The organism is Cumulibacter soli (assembly GCF_004382795.1).
In the GTDB taxonomy this organism is placed as follows: domain Bacteria; phylum Actinomycetota; class Actinomycetes; order Mycobacteriales; family Antricoccaceae; genus Cumulibacter; species Cumulibacter soli.
Window position 1 is genome coordinate 46,825 of record NZ_SMSG01000009.1, and the last position, 22,419, is coordinate 69,243.

Below are 22,419 nucleotides of genomic sequence, written 5' to 3' on the forward strand. Positions count from 1 at the left end.
CAGAGTGCACCCTCCAAAGGGTGCCGACATGAGCGAGGCTGCGGATTTGCCTGTCCGCACGGCGATATTCCAGGCACGCCCGCGCCCGCGCCCGCGGGATCGTAAGGCACAGATCATCGCCGCGGCCGCCGATCTGTTCCGGCAGCACGGCTTTCACCGCGTCACGCTCGCGGACGTCGCTGACGCCGTGGGGATCTCCGCGCCTGCGATCTACCGGCACGTGCGCAACAAGCAAGAGCTATTACTCGCCGCGGTGCGGGACGGCCTCGACAGCCTCGAGGAGGCCGTCCGCGCCGCAGCGAACATCTACGAACTCGTGACCGCATTAGTCGACTTCTCGATGCAGCACACCGGACTCGCAGCGCTCTGGCAGCGCGAGGCGCGCCATCTGCCAGACGCTGAGCGCGCGCAGGCGCGCTCACGACTGACCGGTCTGGTGCGCCAGATAACTGCGTTCATCGGCGACGAGCGCCGCGAACTGTCAGAGGCCGACGCAGAGTTGCTCGCCTGGTCGCTGCTCGGCGTACTAGCGGGCGCCGCCACACGGGAACCCGCTATCCGACAACCGCGCCGCGAAGAGTTGGCGTACGCCATCGCACACGCTGTCCCACAATGCACGCTGCGAACCGAGTCCACAGGCGCCGTAGTCGAGCGGGGGCATCACCAGGCAAATCTCGATACCCGCCGCGAGCAACTGCTCAACGCAGCAATCGAGCTGTTTGACCGGCGCGGCTACGGATCGGTCAGCATGAATGACATCGGAGCGGCGGTGGGCATGGCCGGGCCGAGCGTGTACAAGCACTTCGGCGCGAAGACCGACCTGTTGGTTGCGGCGATGGTGCGCGGGAATGAGCGCCTGCACGCCGGAATCCCACTGATACACGAAACGATCGACCCACAGGAATCACTGCAGATTCTGCTGCGCTCGCACATTGAATTCTCGGTGCGCAACAGCCATCTGATCGGACTGCTGATCAGCGAGCGCGACCAACTCCCAGAGCACGAGCGTGCAGCCACCTATCGGCTCCAGGACGACTACTTACGCGTGTGGGTGCGAGTCGTCGCTCAGGCTATCCCTGGTCACGATCCACGCGAATTGGCCTTGCGGGTCAACGCTGTATTCACTGTCATTAACAACCTGGTGCGCACCGGAAACGCACACCGTCGAGCTGACCTGTCCACGCGGTTGACCGAACTCGCCATAGCGATCCTGGTCGCTGGCACCTGAGAGCCGGGGAACCGCGGCGGCCTGCCGCGCCGACTCAGCCGGGCGTTTCAGGCGAGGCAGGTCAGTGGATTGCCGTCGTTGAACGCGACCATGTCTCCGATCGCTTTTATGGCGTCGATCGGTGCGCCGCGTTGGGCGCCGTCCAGTTCGAGGTACGCGCGGTGCAGGTTGCCGACAATACGTTCGGAATCGGTGAGGTCGGCGAACTTGCCGAGATCTGCCTCGCGAGCGAGTTCGAGCGGCGGGATGCCAGCGGAGTGTCCCTGCACCGAAAGTTCTCGGACGAAGCGTAGATACTCCAAGACCTCATCGATTGTCTCCGGCGTACAGATGTCGCCATGCCCGGGCACGATCACGTCTGCGGGGAATCGTTTCAGCGCGTCGACGACTTCGATTGCGCCGGTCACCGACCCCATCAGGAGAAATGGCGTGCCGCCGTTGAAGAGCAGATCCCCGGTGAACAGAACCCGCCGTTCGGGCAACCACACGATCGAGTCGTTCGTGGTGTGCGCAGGATGCCCAAGGTGACGGACTTCGAGTTTCAGATCATCGACGTACAGGTCTACACCCGTTGTATAGGTGAGAAATGGCGGCGCTGGTTCGATGTCACCCCAATCTGGTCCGCCGTCCGGTCCAACGAAAACCCCGGCACGCTGCAACCGTTGGATGCCTTCCTTGCCATCTTCCACGATGAGCCGGCGCGCCTGCTCGTGAGCGACGATTGTCGCGCCCTCGAACAAGAAGTTCCCGTTGGTGTGGTCGCCATGGTGATGCGTGTTGACGAGGGTCGTCACCGGGGCGGACGTCGTCTTTGCGATCGCGTCGCGGTACGCGGTGGTCCGCGCCACGGTCGAGCTGGAATCGATCGAGATCGTGTGTTTGCGCCCGGCCACGAAGCCCATGTTGTTGATCCACCAACTGCCATCGGGCTGGATATAGGCGAAAACGCCGTCGGAGACCTCCTCGATACGTGGTGGGCCCGGCGTGCGGTGCGCGTGTCCTGAGCTCATCGTTGCCCCCTCGGCGTCGTGCCCCTAGCGTGTCAGAACTGCGCCGCGTCCGCACGCCGCAATCAGATCGCGCGAGCAGAAGGCCGTGTCACGCAGCAACTTCGTGGCGCAACCTGGAGTGCCCACAGCACGAAGTCCGGCGCCAATTACGGCCGGTACGGTCGGCAACCCGGTATCGCCCCAGCTCCTCACCGCGCGAAGACCCCCTCGATCGCTGCGAGCACGTCAGCGGAAAAGTCGGTGCGTCCGGCCTCGGCGTTGGCAGCAACTTGATCGGGCGAGGTCGCTCCCGCGATCACACTGGTCAGCCCAGGTCGGGCCAGCAGCCAGCCGAAGGTCGCCTGCAGCATCGTCACGTCGGCGTCATCACAGATCGCCTGAAACCGCTGCAATTGTGCCCAGTCGACGCTGGCGAGCATTTCCGGTTTGAGTGCAGCGAGCCGGGAGCCCTGCGGCGTCTTACCTTGCGTGTACTTGCCGGTCAGTAACCCGTTGGCCAGCGGGTAGTACGGCAGAAATCCCATACCCGCTGCCGCCAGCGCGGGCAGGACCGATTGTTCCGGATCACGATTCAGCAAGGAGTAATCGTTCTGCCCGGAAACAAACGGGGTTAGTCCGTCGGCCGCCGCCGCGGCGTTCGACTCCTCGATTTCAGCCGCAGTGAAGTTCGTATGCCCGATATGTCGAACCTTGCCCTCGTCGATCAGTTCCTGCAGCGCGCCGAGCGTTTCGGCGATCGGTGTGAGTGGATCAGGCGTGTGGAACTGGTAGAGGTCAACATAGTCGGTGCGCAATCGACGTAACGACGACTCCAGCGCATTACGGATGTAGGTACGCGCGCCCTTCGGGCCCCAGTCCTGCGCGCCGGACGCAATCGCGGCCTGATGTCCCCATTTGGTCGCGATCACGACGTCATCGCGATTGCGTTTGCGGAGCGCCTCGCCGAGCAGCAGCTCGCTGGTCCCGGGCGGCTGACCGTACATCTCGGCAGTGTCGAAGAACGTAACGCCGCTGTTGATCGCGGCGTCCACTACAGCGCGCGTTCCTTCGAAGGACACCGTCGCGGTTCCTGGCCGACCGAAGTTATTGCAGCCAATCCCGACGGCCGTGATCCGCGGTCCGCCTGTACCTAGTTCGCGCTGTGGAAGCTCAGTCATGATCGAAGCCTATTGCGCAGCACGCCGCCCGTCATCGTCCACACACGCGGCCAGCAGATCTCCCCGCCCGTCACACCCGCTCCGGTCGACGACCGGGCGGGGGTGCGAGCGTTGAGAGGGGTTAGGAAGTGCGGCGAGCGCGGACGCTGCCGGCGAGGTCGTCCAGAAGCGCCTCGGTGGCCTCCCACGACATGCAGGCGTCCGTCACCGACTGGCCGTAGGTGAGTCCGGACGGGGCCGGCTTCTGGTTCCCTTCGACGATGAAGCTCTCCAGCATCACCCCGACGATCTCGCGCGAACCGCTCGCGATCTGCTCGCCGACCTCTCGCGCGACCTCCGCCTGGCGGACGTGATCCTTGCGGCTGTTGCCGTGGCTGGCGTCGATGACGACCCGCTCGGGCAGGTTGGCCTTCTGCAGCAGCGCCATCGTGACGGCCACCGAATCAGCGTCGTAGTTCGGCGCGGCACGGCCGCCACGGAGGATCACGTGACCGTCCGGGTTACCGTCGGTCATCACGACTGCACCGCGCCCGTCGGCGTCGACGCCGAGGAAAGTCTGCGCGGCGGAGGCCGCCACGCATGCGTCGACGGCGACCTGGACGTCGCCGTCCGAGCCGTTCTTCAGCCCGATCGGCATCGAGATCCCCGACGCGAGCTGACGATGCACCTGCGATTCGACCGTGCGGGCTCCGATAGCGCCGTACGTCACCGTGTCCGCGATGTACTGCGGCGTGGTGGTCTCGAGGTATTCGCAACCGGCCGGGACCCCAGCGGCGAGTACGTCGAGCAGTACGCGGCGGGCAAGGCGCAGACCGCGCGGAATGTCGTAGCTGCCATCGATCGCAGGATCGTTGATCAGACCCTTCCAGCCCGTCGTGGTGCGCGGCTTCTCGAAGTACACCCGCATCACGATCAGCAGGTCTTCCCCTAGGCGGTCGGAGACCGCGGAGAGCCGGCGGGCGTAGTCAAGTACGGCCTCGGGATCATGCGCCGAACATGGCCCTACGACCACCAAGAGGCGATCGTCTTCTCCGCGCAGCACCTCCTGCGATTCCTTGCGGGAGCGCGCGACCAGTTCGGCGGCGTCGTCGGGCAGCGGCAGTTCTTCGCGGATCTCGCGTGGGGTCGGCAGCGGTTGAATCTGGCGAACCCGAAGATTCTCGGTGTTCTGTCGAAGTGCGGCGTTCATCTGGGGTGTCCCTCTCCTGTACGGCGGATCACCCCACGTCCCGGAGCGCCCGCCTCTTGAATGGCGAAAGGCGCGGACCGTTGCGGTCCACGCCTTAGTCGGCTCCGGTTGCGCGCGTCAGATGCGAGTTGCGCCGGCCGGAGCCGACCCAAAAAACCAATACTGACTCACGGGAAGCATGCAACGAGGATACCCGAAGAACCGATGGCAGCTCTGTGATCTGCGCTGCACCTGCGCGACGAGGGCACGCGGCCTGAGCCACGCGTCCTCGTCGCGCATTGCATTAATCCTCGGTCGTGCTCGTGGGGCGAGAGCCAAGCTCCGCGTCGAGCCGAAGCAGACCGGGCCCGTCGTCATGAATCAACTTGATGCGATCCACGATCTCGGTCACCGTCGCCTCTTCCTCAATCTGCTCGGTCAGGAACCAGTTGAGCAGCGGACGCGAATCGAGGTCGCCGACCTCCTCGGACTGGCGGTAGAGGTCGCGAATCGCCTCCGACACCTTGCGCTCGTGCTCCAGAGCCGCAGTGAAGGCCGCGAGCGGGTTGTCCATCTCCTGGACATTCACGTCGGTCGATCCGATGGTCGGGTGGTTATCCCGGTCCAGAAGGTGATCGATGAACTTGTTCGCGTGGACGATTTCCTCGTCCGCCTGATGGCGCAACCACGCAGCCATTCCGGGCAGGGAGAGGACGTCCATTTCGATGGCCAACTGGCGGTAGACCATCGATGCTTCGAACTCCATCGTGATCTGCTGGCAGAAAGCCTTTTCCAGTGCGTTATCCATCTTCATGTGGACAATCGTATGCCCACAGTGGTCGAAGAATCACCAGTTATCCGGAAGTATTTTGTGCATTGTGACGCCCAGGAAAGGCACGCCTTATACCAGGTCAGGGCTGGTTTCCCTGAGTTTCACTAAGGTGCGGTAAACCTAATTACTGCCGCCTCGGGACGGCGATTCATTCAGGCCAATCCGACCGGACAAGTCACCCCGTTGAAACCGTGATTGCAATAGCCGCCGGGGTTCTTGTGCAGGTACTGCTGGTGATAGTCCTCAGCCAGGTAATACTCACCGGCCGGTTTGATTTCGGTCGTCACCTCGCCGTACCCACGACCGACCAACTCCGCCGAGTACGCCGACCGCACTCGCTGCGCCGTCTCGGCCTGCTGCGGCGAGGTGGTCAGGATGATCGAACGGTACTGCGTACCGACATCGTTACCCTGGCGCCACTTGGTCGTGGGGTCATGGTTTTCGAAGAACGTCTTGAGTAGTTCGTCGTAACCGACTCTCGACGGGTCGTACACCACCCGCACCACCTCAGCGTGCCCGGTGCGACCGGTGCAGGTTTCCTCGTACGTCGGGTATGTGGTGAAGCCACCGGCGTACCCCGCGGACGTCGAGTACACGCCGTCGATCTGCCAAAAGATCCGTTCGACGCCCCAGAAGCACCCCATGCCCAGTACGGCGACCTCGGTGCCGTCCGGCCACGGGCCGTCCAACGGCGTGCCCAGCACTTCGTTCATCGCGGGCACTCGGTACGGGTACCCGTCTCGTCCTGGCAGCGCATCGTGCTCAGCGACCATCACCGGTTCTTGACCCCACATGACCATGCACCCAGCCTACGACCCAATTCGTTTGCTGCCCACCCGCAGCCACGCCTGCCATCCGGCGACGGTCGGGGGCATACTTTCCGTACCTGACCGACGGCCGTAGGAGGCGACGATGGGGCTTCGCGACACGTTGTTGAACCGGGTGATCATCCCGCGCGTACAACGCGCGACCCCAGAAGCCTCGGGCAAAGTCGCGCGAGTCGCGTTCGGTAAAGCGCTGGACGGCATCGGGCCGCTGCGCCCGGCCGCGGTGTACGCCGACGCCCGGCTGCAAAAAGCCAACGGCAACGTGCGCGAGGCAATCGCAGGCATCATCTCCGACCACACCAAACTGGCCGCCGTCGAAGGGTTCGCAACAAACATCGGCGGTCTGGCCAGCAAAGTCGCGACGATCCCCGCAAACGTCGTCGGAATCGCCATCCTGCAGTGCCGCATGGTGGCCGCGATAGCGCACCTACGCGGCTACGATCTGGGCGATGACCGGGTGCGTACTGCGGTATTCGCGACGATCCTCGGTTCGAAGGCGGTGCGCAAACTGCTCGCCGAGGACCGGATACCGTCCCGCCCGCGCGATATCGCCACAGGTCCGCCCATTGACGAGAAGACCGCGAACCAGATCGGTGCCGCGGTGATCGGCGAAATCATCGCTCGGGCTGCAGGCAGGTCGACCGCAAGCTTCATCGGCCGCTCGATTCCTGGGCTCGCGGGCATCATCGGTGGCGCTACGGATGGCTGGACGACCCGTCAGGTAGGCAGGTACGCCTCGAAGGAACACGGGCCGACACTCTGATCCGAATCCGCCACCTGCGCGGGTCACAACTTGGCAACGGCGTTGGGTCTAAACTTGCTGGGCACCGGTCCGAGCACGCGTCGAGGAGTCACGATGCCAAACCTGCTGCGCGCAGCAGCTCGCACGCATCTCGGTCTCGTGCGGGAGAACAACGAAGATAGCTTCTACGTCGGCGACCGCCTGATTCTGGTGGCCGACGGGATGGGCGGTCACGCCGCCGGAGAAGTCGCCTCCACGATTACCAAGGACATGCTCGCCGCGCTCGACCGCGAGCACCCGAGCGACGACATCACCGCCGCGCTCACCCAAGGAATCGACAACGCTACGGCCGAAATCGCTCGCCAGGTCGCTGACAATCCCACCCTGGAGGGCATGGGCACAACGGTCACCGCGGTGATGTTCGGTGATCGTCGCATCGCCGTGGCGAACATCGGCGACTCCCGCGCGTACCTCTACCAGGCTGACAAGCACAAGCTGACGCAGTTGACCAGCGATGACTCGTTCGTCCAACTGATGGTCGACAACGGCGACATCACTCCCGACCAGGCGCAGCACCATCCGTATCGCAATGTCGTGTTGAAGTCCCTGAACGGGCAGGACGTACAGCCGAGGTTCACCACGCTGCGGCGCATCGCCGGCGATCGCTACCTGCTGTGCACAGATGGCCTGACTGATTACGTCGCCCGCGGGGACATCATCACGTCCTTGGACATCGCTGATGTCGATGCAGCAGCCGACCGACTCGTCGAACTCGCGCTGGAGGCGGGAGCCCCGGACAACGTCACGGTGATCCTCATCGACATCCTGACCGCCGACGAGTCCGCGCCCACGACTGATCCGGGGGCCGACACCGTAACCTCCAAAGTCATCGCCGATGAGGAATAAACCGTCGGCCGAATGAGCCCCGGACGCGGCGATGATCTCGATCAGTTCTCCGATATCGCTGCGGTCCCACTGCGAAACAGGCTGAGCCGTACGACGTCCCCGGTGGCCACCTGAGCATCGATCGGCGCCACTGCCTCGAGTTCCTCGCCACCCTCGATCGCCACGATGAGCCGCAACTCGTCGAGCGCAGGGGCCACGGAGCGCACCGATGCCACCAAGGCACCGTCCGCGGCGATACGCAGAGCGTTTGCCCGTAGCGCCAGCGTTTGCTCGCCAAGTCCGAACGCATGTCGCAGCGGGACGCAGTCACCGGATCGAAGGACCCGGGCGTAGCCGAGGAACAACGCCGCAGCTTCATCTACCGGGGCCGACCACACCTCACGGGGCGTGCCCTGCTGAACGAACTTCCCATCGCGCATCAACACCACTCGGTCGGCTATCGCGAATGCTTCGTCATGATCGTGCGTCACCAGCAATGCGGTCGTAGCCGTCTGTTTGAGTACTCGCCGCAAATCATCGGCCAGCCGCCGACGAAGCGAGGCGTCCAGCGACGACAGTGGTTCGTCCAGGAGCAGCAGCCGTGGTTTTGCCGCGAGCGCTCGCGCGAGGGCGACGCGTTGTCGCTGACCACCCGACAGGGTGGACGGCGCCCGCGCGGCGTATCCGGCCAGCCCCACCAACTCCAACAGCTCATCGACGATGGCGGTTGTCTCGGCGCGCGACGCCTTATGCCGCCGTGGACCGTAGCCGACGTTCTGACGTACCGAGAGGTTCTCGAACAACTGCCCATCCTGAAACATCAAGCCGAATCCGCGGCGATGGACTGGGATCGCGCTTTGATCGACCCCGTCGTACGTCACGGTGCCGCCATCGAGAGGCTCAAGACCGACGATCGCGCGCAGTAAGCTCGACTTGCCGCAGCCCGAGGGACCGAGGATTGCGACGATTTCTTCCGCGTCGACCTGCAAGCGCACCCCCTCGACAGCCACGGTGCGCTCGAACCGCACACGGACGCCGTCAAGTTCCAGTGCCGTCGCGTTGCTTTCTGTCGAGTTGCTGTCTACCGGCACGGTCTCTTCATCCATCGGCACGACCTCCATCAGAACGTCCCCACCGTCGATACCCGCAGCCGCTCCACCAAGCCCATGATCACCACAGTCACCACCGTCAGCACGACCGAGGCCGCCATCGCCATTCCGAAACTCTCGGCGTCCGGCCGCGATATGAGCCGAAAGATCACCACCGGCAGCGTCGGATTATCGCTGCGCGCCAAGAACGCCGTGGCGCCGAACTCCCCCATCGACACCGCCATCGCAAAGCCGGCAGCAGCCAGCAGTGGCCGCCAAATGACCGCGACGTCGACCGTCATCAAGGCCCGATAGTACGGCGCCCCCAGCATCATCGCGGCTTGCCGCAGTCGGTCGTCGATCTGCTGCAACGCCGGAGTGAGCGTCCGCACGACCAGCGGCAGAGCGACGGTGGCCTGCGCGATCGGGATCAGCACCGACGAGGTGCGAAGGTCCAGCGGGGGGTTATTCAGCGTGATGTAGAAGCCGTAGCCGACGGTCACCGACGAGACACCCAACGGCAACATGAACACCGCGTCGAAGACCTTGGTCGCGCGACGACCCCCGCGGGTTGCGCTGGCGCGCGACAGCACGAAGGCGACCAGAACGCCCAGTAGGACAGCGATCACGGTCGCGTTCGCTGCAATGATCAACGAGGCGCGTAGCGCCTGCGTCACCGGAGCCAACAGTGCCGGATTCGAGTCCTCGTCGGCGAGCGCTACGTAGTTCTGCAGCGTCCACTGCCCGCCGCGCTGCAACGAGCGCACCACCAGCGCGAGAATCGGCGTGAGAAGGAATGCCAGGACAATGACCAGCACCGTGAGCACGGGCCATTCGCTCCTTCGCGGGCGTCGCCGTACGACACGCACGGTCGGGTTTGGCGCGACGCCGCGACGCCAGCGGCCAATGAACGCGAGTAGACCGAGCACAACGACCAGTTGAAGCACGGACAGTACCGCGGCGGTCTTCAGATCAAGGAAGTGCGCGGTCTGCAGGTATATCTCGGTTTCGATCGTGCCGTACTGCAACCCACCCATGGTGAGTACGACGCCGAACGCGGTCGAGCAGAACAGGAACACCACCGATGCCGACGAAACGATCGCCGGACGTAGCGCCGGAAGTGTGATGGTCCGGAACACGGTCATCGGTGAGGCGCCGAGAGCGGCCGCTGATTCCTCGGCGCGTGAATCCAGTCCCTGCCAGCTGGATCCGACGGTGCGCGCCACAAGGGAGATATTGAAGAAGATCAGCCCGAGGATGATCGCGATCCAGGTGCCGTCCAGGCCGAGGAATCCGAGCGGACCGGCTTCGTTGAGCAGGCTGCGGAACGCGACGCCGACCACAACGGTGGGTAGCACGAACGGCATCGCGACGATCGCGCGCAACAGGCCGCTTCCCGGCAACCGTAGGCGATACAGGCAGTACGCCACAGGCACGCCGAGCAGAACCGACAGCACCGAGGCCACCGCCGCCTGCGCGACGGTCAGCCAGATCAGCCGCAGTATTCGCGGGCTGCTGAGCGTGTCACCGAAAGCCGACAGGTCGAGCGCACCGTCAGTGAAGAACCCGCGTTGCAGCATGCCGCCGATCGGCAGCAGGAAGAAGACTGCGAGGAAGGCGATCGGGATCGCCGCGATCGCCACCAGCACCCACGTCGGGACGCCGACCTTCGCGCGGCTCGGTGTACCGCGGGACTGCTTCGCGCTAACCTGCGGTGACGTCGGCCCACTCCTTGAGCCAGGTATCCCGATTCGCCTCGATCTCCTTCGGATCGACACTCAGCGGATCGGTGGCCAGTGGCGCGTGCTCCGCCCACAACTCAGGCAGCGCCGCACCGCTCGCGGGATACATGAACATGGTGTCGGGGATCGACTCCTGGAACGGCGTATCGGCCAGGAAGTCAATGAATGCTTCAGCGCCCTCGGCGTTGTCAGTGCCGGCAATCACACCGGCGTACTCGATCTGCCGGAAGCAGGTGTTCAACACAGCCGAGGTCGTCGGCTCACTCTCCCCCTCGGGGATGGTGAAGGGTGGCGAAGACGCGTACGACAGCACGATCGGGCGCGCACCCTTACCTTCGCCGCCGGAGAAGTCGACCGAGTAGGCGTCGCTCCATCCGCTCGTGAGTTTCGCGCCGTTATCCATCAGTTTCGTCCAGTAGTCTTGCCAACCGTCCTCGCCGTACTGCGCGATGGTGGCCAGCAAGAATGCCAACCCTGGCGAGGATGTCGACGCGGCGGGAGTGACGAACAAGTCCTTGTACTTCGGATCGATCAAATCGTCCAGTGACGTCGGTGGATCTATGTCATGTTCGGCAAACCAGGCATCGTCGACGTTCAAGCAGACGTCACCGTAGTCGATCGCGGTGAGCTGGTCCTCGGCGCCGGGTAGCGCGAGTTCCTTAGCCTCGTCGGTGGCGGTGCTCGCCACGTAGGGCTCAATCACGTTCGCGTTGACGACCCTCATCCCATATGTGTTGTCGATGCCGTAGATCACGTCGGCGGTAGGCGAATCCGCGGTGAGGATGAGTTTGTTAGCTACCTCCCCAGCGTCGCCGGCGGTCTGCACCTTCACGGTGTATCCGGATTCTTCCTCGAACTGCTCGATCAGCTCATCCGGTGCGCCCCACGAATCGTGGCTCATCACGGTGATGGTTTTCGAGTCATCATCGCCGGCCCCTGAATCCACACCGCATGCGGTAAGGCTGGCGGCGCCAGCAATAACCACCAAGCCGGCGACTGCTGCGCGTTGCTTCGACATATGTTCCCTCCGTCAACAGCGAGGGAGCCGGACTGAAGCCACGGGGGCATCGATTCCGACTGAGTCCCGACTTCCTCCACCGGTCCTAACCGGGTCAGGTTCGAGGGTCTGCGGTCCGTCCGCACTCTCAGCGCCCTGCGGCGCTCCCCTGTCGTATGCGCCCACCAATATAGCCCGAGCGCCCGGCGACCGTGTCGTCGCCGGGCGCTCGAGGGTTACCGGCTGCTACTCAACCAACAGATAACCGGTTCCGGCCCAACCGAGGCTCAGCGAGTACGCACCTTCGGCTTCGATCGTCCAGATCGCCGAGTCGCCGGAGCCGATGATGTCCTTGGACGAGATCGTGTAACCGGCGTCTTCGAGCGCGGCCACCCACTCGTCGTACGCCGCGGCCGGATCGTCCGCTTCGAACAGGCCGGAACAGGTCGAACCGGAGCAGTATGTCGCGCTGCTGATAGTCACGCTGGCAGGTACTGGGACTTCCTCGGGTAGCGAGTCCATGCCTGAGTCATCGGAGCCACCGCTCCCGCCGGTATCGCCGCCATCACCGGCGCCACCGTCGTTGGAGCCGCCATCCGTGCCCGCGTCGGCACCGGAGTCTGCACCATCGCCGGATCCGTCCTGCGCATCTTCCTCTGCCTGGTCCCCCTCGGACTGTGCCGGTTGAGACTGTTCGGAGCCACCACCGCCGGCGCTCTTATCATCGTCGCCGCTATTGACCAGCAGAAGCACGGCCACGACCGCGCCGACCACGATGATCGCGATGCCGACGATCCACGGCAACGTGTTGTTATTGCGCGGAGGTTCTTCCCATCCGGGACCCGCCGGCGAGGATCCGCCGGTCATCGTCGCGGCCGAGAGTGACGCGTCGTACGCCGCCGGCATTTGTTCGGTCTGGTAGCCCGACTGCTGATAGTCCTGGTTCTGCGCGGCGTACGTGTCGTATTGCTGCTGGTACGGATCGGTCTGCGGAGCCTGGTACGGATCCTGCTGGTGGGAATCCTGCGGATGTCCACCCGCCTGCGCGCCGTCCCATCCACCCTGAGGCTGATTCCACCCCTGCGGGGTGCCGCCCGTGCCGTATGGGTCGTGGTTCGGACGGCCGCCGGGACCTTGCGGGGGCATGGACATCGTGTTTCAGCCTCAGTTCATAGTCATCGTGAGTAGTCGCACGGCAGCTCTCCGACTCTCAGTCCGTCGGCTCCGCCACCTCGCGGTCTTCATGCGACAGACTAGAGGGCATGACGGTTCCCCAGGAACACCCGCTATCGGAGTTCATCGCGAACTTGCCGAAGGCCGAGCTACACGTACATCACGTCGGCTCGGCGTCCCCGGAGGTTGTCGCTGAACTGGCCGCGCGGCATCCGGACGCAGTCGTGCCAACCGACCCTCAGGCCCTGGCGAAATACTTCACCTTCACCGACTTCGCCCATTTCATCGAGTTGTACCTCTCAGTGGTCGATCTCATACGCACTCCAGAGGACATTCGCTCGCTGACCTACGGCGTCGCTCAGTCGTTGGCGGCGCAGCAGGTGCGGTATGCGGAGTTGACCTGTACTCCAGAGACATCGGTGATCCGCGGGATCGCGCCCGAGGCGTACGTCGAGGCAATCGAGGACGCTCGGGTTGCCGCACACCGAGATTTCGGGCTGGAACTGCAGTGGATCTTCGACATCGCTGGTGAGAACGGGATTCCCGGAGCCGACACGACCCTGGCGGTCGCACTCGATCACGGTCCGTCCTCGCTCGTCGGCTTCGGTCTCGGCGGTCCCGAGATCGGCGTACCGCGGCCGCAGTTCAAACCGCACTTCGACGCCGCACGTTCGGCCGGGCTTCGCTCCGTCCCCCACGCTGGTGAGTCAACCGGGCCGCAGACGATGCTGGACGCGATCGAGCATCTGGGCGCCGAACGGATCGGTCACGGTATCGCAGCCGCCACAGATCCGGCCTTGATGCAGTTGCTCGCCGAGCGGGAGATCACCCTCGAGGTATGCCCCACCTCGAATGTGGCCACCCGCTGCGTCGACTCGCTAGCCGCGCATCCGTTACCGACACTCGTGGCCGCGGGCGTGCCGGTGACGATAAATAGCGACGACCCGCCGATGTTCGGTACGACGCTGAACCGCGAGTACGAGATTGCCGCTGACTTGCTCGGCCTGGATCGCGCCGGGGTGACCGAGTTGGCGCGATCGGCGGTGCGGCGCTCGTTCGCGCCCGAGGCCACGAAGACGCGCCTGCTGGCAGAAATCGATGCGTATGCCGCGAAGGTCTGATCGGTGATGAGCGAGCCTGAAGCACGCCGCACGCGATCGACCGACGCCTCCAGGTCCACTGCCGGGTCCGCGTCCGGTTCCAAGGCCGGGTCCACGTCCGCAGGGCGATCCACCGGTTCCGCACGATCGACGCGTTCGGCCGGTTCACGATCGACGAGTCCGCGTTCGACTAATTCGCGTTCGACTAGTTCACGCTCGACGAGCGCTCGATCGACGGGTTCGTCACGCTCGAGTCGCCCGTCGCGTTCCACCAACGCCTCGCGGTCGACCAACGCGGCTCAGTTCGGCGTGGCCGCCGCCGAATCGACTGTCGCGCCACCACGGCCCAGGACTTCCAGTCGTCCCGCGTCCAACCGCACCTCGACTCGACGTACGACGACGCGCGGACCGGGGTCGCGACCTACTACGCGGGCATCGAGGCGGCTCAGTGCGCACGAAGAGATGATGCGCCGCCGCCAGCGCACCCTAGCGATTGTCGGTGCCGTACTGGTCCTGGCTATGTTCTGGTTCTTCTCTGGCGGCGACGACAAGCCGGACACGCACACCAAAGCACCGCCGACGGTTCCCGAGCAGTTCCTGGAGTACGCGGCGGTTCCCGCGCAGGAAGGTATGCAGGAACACGGAGTCCCGGCGTCGGTGTCGCTCGCCCAAGCAATCGTCGAGTCGGATTGGGGCCGCTCGGAGTTGACCCAGACCGGACGCAATTACTTCGGGATCAAGTGCGATGGCGATTCGCCGTACGCCAGTGGCTGTGTCGGTCGGCCGACGCAGGAGTGCGACGAGGCAGGACTGTGCAGTGAGGTGGTGGGGCAGTTCCGGACCTATGACAGCGCTGAGGACTCGTTCCGCGATCACGGCCACTTCCTGACCGTGAACCCGCGTTACGCGGCGGCATTTCAGTACGTCGACAATCCCGACCAGTTCGCCATCGAGGTCGCGAAGGCCGGATACGCCACAGATCCGACGTACGCCGACAAGCTGATCGAACTGATGAAGCAGTACGACCTCTACCAGTACGACACGCTCTGATCGATCAGCGGCTCTTGCCGCGCTCAACAGTAAACAGCAGCACCGCCGGCGATCACAGGATCGCCGGCGGTGCGGCCTCACTACTGGGTGTTAGCGCGCCTCGTCGATCCATTCGGTGTAGAACTCCGGCATCTGCGACGCGCGGGAGGTGAAGTTCGGATCGCGCTTCTCCAGGAACGCCGCGACGCCTTCCTTACCGTCGCCGATGCTGGTGTAAAACATAGCCAGCGAGTCGACGCGGTGCGCATCTGCGGGGTGCGGCAGGACGCCGTTACGGCGCACCATCTGCTTGGCCAACGCAACACCGACGGCCGAGCGACCGCGGGTCCATGCGTTGGCGATCTCAACAGCGCGAGCGAGCAGTTCGTCTTCCGCAACGACCTCGTCCACCAGATTGATCGCCGCAGCGCCCGCAGCATCGAGGATGTCGGCGCGCAGCACCAGATCAATCGCATTCGGCAGCCCGACCAGACGCTCCAGGTACCAGGTGGACGTCGCCTCCGGCACGATGCCGAGACGTCCGAAGACGAGTCCGACCCGAGCGCGGGTCGACGCGACGCGGCGGTCCATCGCCAGAGTCATCGTCGCTCCGATGCCCACGGCCGCACCGTTGATAGCAGCAATAACCGGTTTGCGGCAGTCATGGATCGCCATAGTCACCTCGCCGCCGGTGTCGCGCACCTTCTCGATCTCCGGATTGTCCAGGTCGTCCATGTCGGACAGACCCGGCGTGCGTGATTCGTCCAGGCCGAACACGTTTCCGTCGCTGCTGAGGTCCATGCCCGCGCAGAACGCCCGGCCGGCGCCGGTGACGATCACGGCGCGGACATCATCGTTGTCGTTGACCTCACGGAAGGAGCGCTCCAGTTCCTCGGCCATGGTGACGGTGAACGAGTTCAGCTGATCGGGGCGATTCAGCGTGATCGTGAGGATACCGTCGTCGATGCTGTGGGAGAGAGTTTCGTACATAGTGGCTCCTGCGTGCTGTCGGGTTTGCCCACCCAGGGTACGAGAGCGCCCTGCGCCGCACGCGAGCACGCGTCTCATCGGCGCATCGTCATGCTCCGCGTGTTGAGAGTTCGGGAACGAACGTCGTACGGCGCCACTTGCGGACCACACGTTGAAGCATTCGCCGCGAATTTTCGGCTCACCGCCGCGAGGCACTAGGCTCAGCCACCGGTCCCGTTGATAATGGACTGTATTAATTAGCAGATCGATACGAAGGGAACCACATGAGCGAACAACGACATCCGACACCGGCGAGCGCAACGACCGCCGCGATAAACCGAGACGCTGTGCGCGCGTTACCGTTCGACTCGGATCCCGCCCAGGACGACGTACTGCGTGGTTTCATCACCGCTCCGGACACAGTGCGAGTGCAACGCGAGGACGGCGGCACCACCTGGTCGCTAGAGCCGTACGACTTCCTCGACGGTGAGTGCCCGGACGAGGTCCATCCCAGTCTCTGGCGGATCTCGCAACTCAACCGAACGCCTGGGCTGTTCGAAGTCTGCGAAGGTATCTACCAGGTTCGCGGCTACGACATCTCGAACATGTCGATCCTCAGCACGGATAACGGATACCTCATTGTTGACCCGTTGACGACGGTGGAGAGCGCGGCAGCCGCCACTCGGTTAGCACTCGACGAGCTCGGCGAACGCCCGCTGCGCGGCATCATTTTCACGCACAGCCACGTGGATCATTTCGGCGGCGTACGAGGCGTACTCGATGTTTTCGGAATCGAGGACCCCGCCACTGTCACCGTCATCGCTCCGGCGGAATTCATGGCCGAGACGGTCAGCGAGAACGTATACGCCGGGAACGCTATGTTGCGCCGCGCCATGTATATGTTCGGTCCGCTCCTACCGCGTGGCACCCGCGGGCAGGTCAGTGCGGGCCTCGGGGTGACGTCGGCGGGCGGCACCACGTCGTTGCTGGCGCCGACGCACACGATCGCCACGAGCGGTACCTCGTTGACGATCGACGGCCTCGAGTTGGTGTTCCAATACACCCCGCACACCGAGGCGCCCGCGGAGCTCATTTTTCACGTTCCGTCGCGACGGGCGCTGTGTATGGCCGAGATCGTCAGCCATGTGATGCACAACCTGTACACCCTGCGTGGAGCTCAGGTGCGCGACGCGCTCGGGTGGAGCAAATGCCTATATGAGGCGATTGATCGCTTCAGCGCCGAGAGTGACGTGATGTTCATTAGTCACCACTGGCCGGTGTGGGGACAGCAGCGCGTCGCCGAATTCATCCAGCAGCAGGCCGATATGTACAAGTATCTGCATGATCAAACTCTGCGTCTGGCGAACCACGGCCACGGCCCTGAGGAGATCGCCGAACGTCTCGAACTACCCGACTCACTGAGCCAGTTTTGGCCCAATCGGGGGCTTTACGGTTCGGTCAACCACAACAGTCGGGCGGTGTATCAGCGCTATCTCGGCTGGTTCGACGGACATCCGTCAAGCCTGAACCGGCATACCCCCACCGAGCTCGGCAAACGCTATGTAGCGGCGGTCGGTGGGCCTGACGCTCTCATGGCGCAGGCACAGCAGGCGTTCGACGATGCCGACTACCGGTGGGCCTGCGAGTTGCTGCGCCACCTGCTTGCCGCTGACCCCACACACGCTGAGGGGGCGGCGCTGCAGGCGGAGAGCTTCGACCAGCTGGGTTATCAGTCGGAGTCCGGTCCGTGGCGCAATATCTATCTCAGCGGAGCGCAGGAACTACGAACCGGTGTGCCCGGGGTACGACGTGGCCGCAAGCGAGCGCTGGATGAAGTACGCGCGGCGATGCCGGTGGAGATGATCCTGGACTACCTGGGAATTCGGCTCAACGGGCCGCGCGCCGACGGCAAGAACATCGAACTGCGGCTGCACATCACCGACGACGCTCGAAACTACGTCCTCCACCTGCGCAATAGCGTGTTGAGTTTCGTTGCCGACCGCTCATCGACCGCGCCGCAGGTGACAGTCTCTCGCCTCGGATTGCTGCGCATCGTCGACGGGGTGAGCGATGCGGACGACGAACTCGACGAAACAACCGATCGCCAGGCACGCGATGCCCTCGCCGAGATTCTCGATGTGCTGGACGAGTTCGACAACAGGTTCCCCATCGTCACCGACCGCGCAGGCTTACAAGCCTGACAGAGCAGGATTCGAACTACGTCAGCTTGACCGCCCACCGCAGGGTGCGCATGTCTACCGCGGGGGCACTCAGTGCCCCCGCGGCGACCGCGATCGAGTCGGCGACGAACTGTTGGTGACTGAGCATCGGCGTACGGCCGGCATCGATTTGGGTCGCGCGGTCCGCCCATGCGCCCATCTGGGACGCGACAACGCGCGCGATCCGCTGGCGTCGTACGGCGACCGGGACATCGTGGAGTTCCGCCTCGAATGCCCGCCACATTTCGGCCAGCGACTCCCGGCCCTCGCCGTCGGCGCTCAGGATGGTGTGAAACCCGTACTTGATGATCACCTGGCTGACGACACGGACACCATCTCGGTGCTCACGGGTGTCCATCATCGCGGCGATCGGCAACACCATGCAGGCCGAAAGATCGGTGAGCGTGACCTCCGGCCGTGCTAGCGCACTGGCGAGCATGCGTTCGCGTAGTTCGTCCACGCGGGCCTGGTGCCGACGAGCGACGGCATCGATCAGGCCAAAGCGAGAACCGAAGTGATAGTGCACGGCCGAAGCATTGCGTTGTTCGGCGGTCTCCACGATCACCTGCAGCGGTACCGCGTCGATCCCCTGCTCGGCCATTAAGCGTAGGGCGGCGTCGAGCAGACGCTCGCGTCCGCTCACGAAACGCGGCCAACCGGGATGGCTATCAGATGCACCTCGCCAAGGTATCGCACACCTGAACTCCTGTGGCGTCGCGCGGCGCCCCGTTTTGACGACAATGCTCACCGTCGCTGGCAGTCCGTTGCGACGGTGCTGCGCATCCGATCGCACCGACGTCTTAAAACACGCTCGAGATGTGCTCCATCATCAACGGGGCAGCGAACGCGAGCAGGTTCTCCAGCGGGGTGCTGCCGGGACGGTCCCGGATCAACACGCTCATGACGCGTTCGCGCTGAATCGGCCACAACGCATCTACCGCTCGGTTCGCGATCCATTGACTCAGAGTCTGAAACGGCCGGTTCCGCGAGTACTCCATGATCACGTTGCCGGAGTCCCATTTGCCGTACTTGACGATCGTGGCTAACGCCGCGCCACCTGGATCCGATAACGCGATCGAACGCGCCCGCATATCGGATGCGGCCATCCGGCCCAAGGGACGGCCATCGGGCCCGGTAATGCTGAAGGTGCCGATTTTGCTGAACGCCTTGTCCTGCGCGACGGAGGCAATTCGGAACCCACGAGGATCATCGAGGTGGGTGGGCGGCTTGAGCGGTTTGAGGGTGCGGATCGTCGTACCGATCGATGTCCCGTCGGCCGCAGTGATCTCGATCAGGGTACCGATCATCGCGCCGCTGGCCTGGTCGGTGCTCGGGGCGTCGAAAGTACCGGGCTTCGCCTTTTCGACGATGGTGCCGGAGGCGACCAGTAGCCCGGACGGCGTCCACCACTCGACGGCGTCATCTCGTTCGGCCGAGCGGGCCAGGATCAGCATCGGCTCGCCGAACGGCGTCCCATCCCCGCTCGGCGCGGGATAGATGCCGAGTTCGGCGAGCACCGCCTGCAGTTCCGCCGGGTTGGTCTGGATTCGCCCGCCGGCCGGGTGTCCGGGCCCCGGCCCGGGCTGAGGCGTAGAGGGCGCGGCGCCCTGCGGGTCGGGGCCTGGGCCCGCAGGCTGCTGCATGGGACCTGAGTTGGCAGACTGGTGCTGCATGGGTCCAGCGCTCGCGGGCGGGTGCTGCGCAGACTGAGCGGCCGGCGGGCTGGGCGTCAGCGGGTCGACGCCTTGTCCCGCCGGACCAGTGACGTAATCAGTCCAGAACTCGCCTTCCCAGTAGCGATACGGAAAGCGCCCCGCAGGGTCGACGTACCAGCCTGCTGCAACCATGCCCGCATGGTAAACCGTCATGGTCGCTCGCCGACGGCAATTTCAGCCGGACGGTGAGACGATCACACGGCTACTTCATCACGAGCGCTCGATCCGGGAGTCCTAGGATCCAGGCAACAGATCCCGATATGCCTGTTTCGACCGATCAGCGAGCATCTCCAACACCGGCCGCCCTTGGCGCGCCGCCTCAGATTCGGACGCAGCCCAGGTGTAGACACCCTTCGTCATCGTCGACGTCGCGCGCGTGCTGAGTTCAGTGAAGATCTCGGCTCGCGCGTCTAGCACGTCCGGGTTCTGCGGGTCGGCGTCCGCCGCAATCTGGATCAAGCGCGCGGCCAGTCGCTCATCACCGTCGGTGAGCTCACGCCTGGCGCGCTCGATGAGTTTCGCCGTACCGCCCGACAGGTCGACAATTGCCGCTCCGAACGAGTCTCGGCGTACCGGCTTGAGATTCGACGGATCGCCGTCGTACCAGCCGCCGTACAGGCGCCAAGCGTTACGTACTACGAACTCGGGCTCGTCGTACGTCGGACGCAGGTAACGTTTCTCAGTGAACTTCGCTGGCAACTCAAAACCATGCAGCACCTCATCGAGCGTCGCGCCACGGTTCAACCCGTCGACGGCGACACCTTCGAGAAACTCTAGGTACTCTGCCGATACGGTCAACGCTTCGTGCACCCGGTCGACGCCGGAGATCGGCAATCCGTGACCAGGCAACAGCAGTTCAGCACCGTACGACGCTATTTCGCGCAACTTGTGAGCCCAATCCAGCGCGTAACGCTGAACCTTTTGTGGGTTGCCGGCGTTCGGGCTGGTCCAGATGAAGAAGTCGCCCGTGCACACGATGCCGAGATCGGGAAACCAGCCGACCGTGCAGTCATCGGTTTCGCCACGGCCGTGCGACATGTCGACCCGCAGTTCACCCTGAGTGAGCGTCATTGCCGAGCTATAAGTGAGATCGGGGTACCGATAGACCGTCGGCCAGGTGAGCCCCGGTGCCTGGAACTGGCGTTGGTTGATCACCGTGTTGTATCCGGCGGTGCGGGTGTAACGATCGAAGCGGTCGACGACGTTCTCATGGGCGATCACCGTCGGGCGCGCGCCCGGCTCTTCGTCAAAGCGCGCCGTACCCCAGATGTGGTCGATATGTCCGTGGGTATAGACCGCGTTGCGCAGCGGCGCGTCCGACAATTCCCGCACGGCGGTATGTAGCTTCGTCGCGGTGGCGGCGGAGCCCGTGTCGAACATCAACAACCCGTCGTCGGTCTCGAAAATATACACATTGCCCATCGCCGGAAACATCCACACGCCATCACCGACCGCATGCAGTCCCTGCTTACGTAGTCCGCCAGATGCGTATGGCTTCATATCGGCCTTGCCGAGCCAGTATTCGTCGGCGTACTGCAGAATGTCGAAGGCCACGGCGACCATCACCTTTCCAATGCGTGCAAATTCATGGGTTTCATTAATGCTGACAGACCGTCGCCCACATCACAACCCCACGTGCCGTGGATCGTCGCCATACAAAAGAACTGCGGGGCAACGAGTAACGCTCCTGGGTAGTTAGCGTTGCTCGTTGCCCCGCAGAACGTTGCCGCAGGTACAGGCTTTGGGTTTACGAAGCGGTGAAGTTGGCTTCGCGGCGAGCGAGGTTTGCGGCCACGCCTTCGGCGCAGTCCGCGGTGTCCCACTGCCAGGTCTGCTCCGACAGTTCACGCTCCAGCACCGACTTCACCTCGGCAGCGAGGTCACCACGCAACGTCTCTCGGATCGAGGTGACGGCCAGTGGCGCATTCGCGGCGATCGTGCGGGCGAACTCCAGAGCGCCGGAGAACGGGTCCTCGTCCACCAGGCGATCGACGAGGCCCAACGCAAGGGCCTCCTCACCCTTGACCGCACGCGCGGTCAGTAGCATCTCGGCGGCCTTCTGCTCACCGATCAGCCGCGGCAGGGTCACGCTGAGACCGAAGCCCTGGTGGAAGCCGAGTTTCGCGAAGTTGGCATGCAGCCGCGAGGACGGCGTGGCAACGCGGAAGTCCGCGACCAACGCCAAGCCAAGTCCACCGCCGACCGCGGCACCCTGCACGGCAGCGACGATCGGCGTCTTGATGTCGAAGAGTTTTGCGGCGTTGCGGTACAACTCACCCGAGGTCTTGGCGCGCTCGGCGCCCAGGCCACCCTCGCCGAAGTTCGCGCCGGCGCAGAAGTTCTTACCCTCCGAGCACAGCACAATCGCGCGGGTGTCCTTGTCGGCGTCCGCCTGACGTCCGGCCTCGGCCAGCTCGCCGATCATGTCATTGTCGAAAAAGTTGTTGGGTCCGCGCTGCACGCGGCAGATCGCTACATATCCGTCTTTGGTGACTTCCAGGTCGCCCATGCGACATGATCCTTTCAATATGGATCTGC

20 protein-coding genes and 1 riboswitch are annotated in these 22,419 nt (G+C 64.2%); of the genes, 6 read left to right on the top strand and 14 right to left on the bottom strand.

Going from position 1 to position 22,419, the window contains the following annotated elements; all coding sequences use genetic code 11:
• The first annotated feature begins 28 nt into the window (after positions 1 to 28).
• Positions 29 to 1,228: a TetR/AcrR family transcriptional regulator gene (locus tag E1H16_RS17145; RefSeq protein ID WP_134325144.1), complete on the top strand. Its 1,200-nt coding sequence runs from the start codon at positions 29 to 31 to the stop codon at positions 1,226 to 1,228.
• A 47-nt stretch (positions 1,229 to 1,275) separates the two neighbouring features.
• Here the strand turns inward: E1H16_RS17145 and E1H16_RS17150 are convergent, their stop codons facing one another.
• From E1H16_RS17150 to msrA, 5 genes are all read right to left on the bottom strand, one after another.
• On the bottom strand, positions 1,276 to 2,238 hold the full coding sequence (locus tag E1H16_RS17150; RefSeq protein ID WP_134325145.1) for an MBL fold metallo-hydrolase: 963 nt from the start codon (positions 2,236 to 2,238) through the stop codon (positions 1,276 to 1,278).
• Between the two features lie 188 nt (positions 2,239 to 2,426).
• Entirely contained in the window at positions 2,427 to 3,395 is a 969-nt protein-coding gene (locus E1H16_RS17155) for an aldo/keto reductase (protein WP_134325146.1), read from the bottom strand.
• 121 nt (positions 3,396 to 3,516) lie between these two features.
• The gene (locus tag E1H16_RS17160) at positions 3,517 to 4,584 is read right to left on the bottom strand and encodes a 3-deoxy-7-phosphoheptulonate synthase (protein WP_134325147.1); all 1,068 of its coding nucleotides are present in this window, start codon (positions 4,582 to 4,584) and stop codon (positions 3,517 to 3,519) included.
• A 283-nt stretch (positions 4,585 to 4,867) separates the two neighbouring features.
• A complete protein-coding gene (locus E1H16_RS17165; RefSeq protein WP_134325148.1) occupies positions 4,868 to 5,377 on the bottom strand; it encodes a ferritin in 510 nt (169 codons plus the stop codon).
• Positions 5,378 to 5,547: 170 nt separating this feature from the next.
• Positions 5,548 to 6,195, bottom strand: a complete 648-nt coding sequence (gene msrA / locus E1H16_RS17170) for a peptide-methionine (S)-S-oxide reductase MsrA (RefSeq protein WP_134325149.1) — start codon at positions 6,193 to 6,195, stop codon at positions 5,548 to 5,550.
• A gap of 112 nt (positions 6,196 to 6,307) precedes the next feature.
• Between msrA and E1H16_RS17175 the strand changes: the two genes are divergently transcribed.
• Together E1H16_RS17175 and E1H16_RS17180 are read left to right on the top strand one after the other, a co-directional pair.
• Positions 6,308 to 6,985: an EcsC family protein gene (locus tag E1H16_RS17175; RefSeq protein ID WP_134325150.1), complete on the top strand. Its 678-nt coding sequence runs from the start codon at positions 6,308 to 6,310 to the stop codon at positions 6,983 to 6,985.
• Between the two features lie 93 nt (positions 6,986 to 7,078).
• The gene (locus E1H16_RS17180; protein WP_134325151.1) at positions 7,079 to 7,870 is read left to right on the top strand and encodes a PP2C family protein-serine/threonine phosphatase; all 792 of its coding nucleotides are present in this window, start codon (positions 7,079 to 7,081) and stop codon (positions 7,868 to 7,870) included.
• A gap of 41 nt (positions 7,871 to 7,911) precedes the next feature.
• Here the strand turns inward: E1H16_RS17180 and E1H16_RS17185 are convergent, their stop codons facing one another.
• The 4 genes from E1H16_RS17185 to E1H16_RS17200 all read right to left on the bottom strand — a co-directional run bounded on the left by E1H16_RS17185 (position 7,912) and on the right by E1H16_RS17200 (position 12,828).
• Positions 7,912 to 8,955 carry an ABC transporter ATP-binding protein gene (locus tag E1H16_RS17185; RefSeq protein WP_134325152.1) on the bottom strand — a complete coding sequence of 348 codons (1,044 nt, stop codon included), beginning with the start codon at positions 8,953 to 8,955 and terminating at the stop codon, positions 7,912 to 7,914.
• A gap of 14 nt (positions 8,956 to 8,969) precedes the next feature.
• Complete coding sequence (locus tag E1H16_RS17190; RefSeq protein WP_208379130.1) at positions 8,970 to 10,580, bottom strand: ABC transporter permease; 1,611 nt, start codon at positions 10,578 to 10,580, stop codon at positions 8,970 to 8,972.
• Positions 10,581 to 10,641: 61 nt separating this feature from the next.
• Positions 10,642 to 11,697 (bottom strand): thiamine ABC transporter substrate-binding protein, encoded by a 1,056-nt coding sequence (locus tag E1H16_RS17195; RefSeq protein WP_134325153.1) that lies wholly within the window; start codon positions 11,695 to 11,697, stop codon positions 10,642 to 10,644.
• A gap of 54 nt (positions 11,698 to 11,751) precedes the next feature.
• A riboswitch (TPP riboswitch) is annotated at positions 11,752 to 11,857 on the bottom strand.
• Positions 11,858 to 11,922: 65 nt separating this feature from the next.
• On the bottom strand, positions 11,923 to 12,828 hold the full coding sequence (locus E1H16_RS17200; protein ID WP_134325154.1) for a hypothetical protein: 906 nt from the start codon (positions 12,826 to 12,828) through the stop codon (positions 11,923 to 11,925).
• A gap of 110 nt (positions 12,829 to 12,938) precedes the next feature.
• On the opposite strand from E1H16_RS17200, the gene E1H16_RS17205 reads away from it, so the two are divergent.
• Both E1H16_RS17205 and E1H16_RS18490 read left to right on the top strand, forming a co-directional pair.
• Complete coding sequence (locus E1H16_RS17205) at positions 12,939 to 13,970, top strand: adenosine deaminase (protein WP_134325155.1); 1,032 nt, start codon at positions 12,939 to 12,941, stop codon at positions 13,968 to 13,970.
• A 441-nt stretch (positions 13,971 to 14,411) separates the two neighbouring features.
• Entirely contained in the window at positions 14,412 to 14,999 is a 588-nt protein-coding gene (locus E1H16_RS18490) for a glucosaminidase domain-containing protein (protein ID WP_166741824.1), read from the top strand.
• Positions 15,000 to 15,089: 90 nt separating this feature from the next.
• On the opposite strand, the gene E1H16_RS17215 is transcribed toward E1H16_RS18490, so the two are convergent.
• Positions 15,090 to 15,968 (bottom strand): crotonase/enoyl-CoA hydratase family protein, encoded by an 879-nt coding sequence (locus E1H16_RS17215; protein ID WP_134325157.1) that lies wholly within the window; start codon positions 15,966 to 15,968, stop codon positions 15,090 to 15,092.
• A 263-nt stretch (positions 15,969 to 16,231) separates the two neighbouring features.
• Here E1H16_RS17215 and E1H16_RS17220 point away from each other — a divergent pair, with 263 nt between their 5' ends.
• On the top strand, positions 16,232 to 18,148 hold the full coding sequence (locus E1H16_RS17220) for an alkyl/aryl-sulfatase (RefSeq protein WP_134325158.1): 1,917 nt from the start codon (positions 16,232 to 16,234) through the stop codon (positions 18,146 to 18,148).
• A 16-nt stretch (positions 18,149 to 18,164) separates the two neighbouring features.
• On the opposite strand, the gene E1H16_RS17225 is transcribed toward E1H16_RS17220, so the two are convergent.
• The 4 genes from E1H16_RS17225 to E1H16_RS17240 form a co-directional block, all read right to left on the bottom strand.
• Complete coding sequence (locus E1H16_RS17225) at positions 18,165 to 18,809, bottom strand: TetR/AcrR family transcriptional regulator (RefSeq protein WP_134325159.1); 645 nt, start codon at positions 18,807 to 18,809, stop codon at positions 18,165 to 18,167.
• Positions 18,810 to 18,966: 157 nt separating this feature from the next.
• Entirely contained in the window at positions 18,967 to 20,013 is a 1,047-nt protein-coding gene (locus E1H16_RS17230) for a DUF2510 domain-containing protein (RefSeq protein WP_166741825.1), read from the bottom strand.
• A 102-nt stretch (positions 20,014 to 20,115) separates the two neighbouring features.
• Positions 20,116 to 21,435, bottom strand: coding sequence for an alkyl sulfatase dimerization domain-containing protein (locus E1H16_RS17235; protein WP_208379131.1), 1,320 nt, complete (start codon positions 21,433 to 21,435; stop codon positions 20,116 to 20,118).
• A gap of 193 nt (positions 21,436 to 21,628) precedes the next feature.
• Positions 21,629 to 22,390: an enoyl-CoA hydratase/isomerase family protein gene (locus tag E1H16_RS17240; protein WP_134325162.1), complete on the bottom strand. Its 762-nt coding sequence runs from the start codon at positions 22,388 to 22,390 to the stop codon at positions 21,629 to 21,631.
• Positions 22,391 to 22,419: the final 29 nt, after the last annotated feature.

Bases quoted from the DNA above. Each gene is read 5' to 3' on its own strand.
- E1H16_RS17145 (WP_134325144.1), top strand. From the start codon at position 29: ATGAGCGAGGCTGCGGATTTGCCTGTCCGCACGGCGATATTCCAGGCA.
- E1H16_RS17150 (WP_134325145.1), bottom strand. From the start codon at position 2,238: ATGAGCTCAGGACACGCGCACCGCACGCCGGGCCCACCACGTATCGAG.
- E1H16_RS17155 (WP_134325146.1), bottom strand. From the start codon at position 3,395: ATGACTGAGCTTCCACAGCGCGAACTAGGTACAGGCGGACCGCGGATC.
- E1H16_RS17160 (WP_134325147.1), bottom strand. From the start codon at position 4,584: ATGAACGCCGCACTTCGACAGAACACCGAGAATCTTCGGGTTCGCCAG.
- E1H16_RS17165 (WP_134325148.1), bottom strand. From the start codon at position 5,377: ATGAAGATGGATAACGCACTGGAAAAGGCTTTCTGCCAGCAGATCACG.
- msrA (WP_134325149.1), bottom strand. From the start codon at position 6,195: ATGGTCATGTGGGGTCAAGAACCGGTGATGGTCGCTGAGCACGATGCG.
- E1H16_RS17175 (WP_134325150.1), top strand. From the start codon at position 6,308: ATGGGGCTTCGCGACACGTTGTTGAACCGGGTGATCATCCCGCGCGTA.
- E1H16_RS17180 (WP_134325151.1), top strand. From the start codon at position 7,079: ATGCCAAACCTGCTGCGCGCAGCAGCTCGCACGCATCTCGGTCTCGTG.
- E1H16_RS17185 (WP_134325152.1), bottom strand. From the start codon at position 8,955: ATGGATGAAGAGACCGTGCCGGTAGACAGCAACTCGACAGAAAGCAAC.
- E1H16_RS17195 (WP_134325153.1), bottom strand. From the start codon at position 11,697: ATGTCGAAGCAACGCGCAGCAGTCGCCGGCTTGGTGGTTATTGCTGGC.
- E1H16_RS17200 (WP_134325154.1), bottom strand. From the start codon at position 12,828: ATGTCCATGCCCCCGCAAGGTCCCGGCGGCCGTCCGAACCACGACCCA.
- E1H16_RS17205 (WP_134325155.1), top strand. From the start codon at position 12,939: ATGACGGTTCCCCAGGAACACCCGCTATCGGAGTTCATCGCGAACTTG.
- E1H16_RS18490 (WP_166741824.1), top strand. From the start codon at position 14,412: ATGATGCGCCGCCGCCAGCGCACCCTAGCGATTGTCGGTGCCGTACTG.
- E1H16_RS17215 (WP_134325157.1), bottom strand. From the start codon at position 15,968: ATGTACGAAACTCTCTCCCACAGCATCGACGACGGTATCCTCACGATC.
- E1H16_RS17220 (WP_134325158.1), top strand. From the start codon at position 16,232: ATGAGCGAACAACGACATCCGACACCGGCGAGCGCAACGACCGCCGCG.
- E1H16_RS17230 (WP_166741825.1), bottom strand. From the start codon at position 20,013: ATGGTTGCAGCAGGCTGGTACGTCGACCCTGCGGGGCGCTTTCCGTAT.
- E1H16_RS17240 (WP_134325162.1), bottom strand. From the start codon at position 22,390: ATGGGCGACCTGGAAGTCACCAAAGACGGATATGTAGCGATCTGCCGC.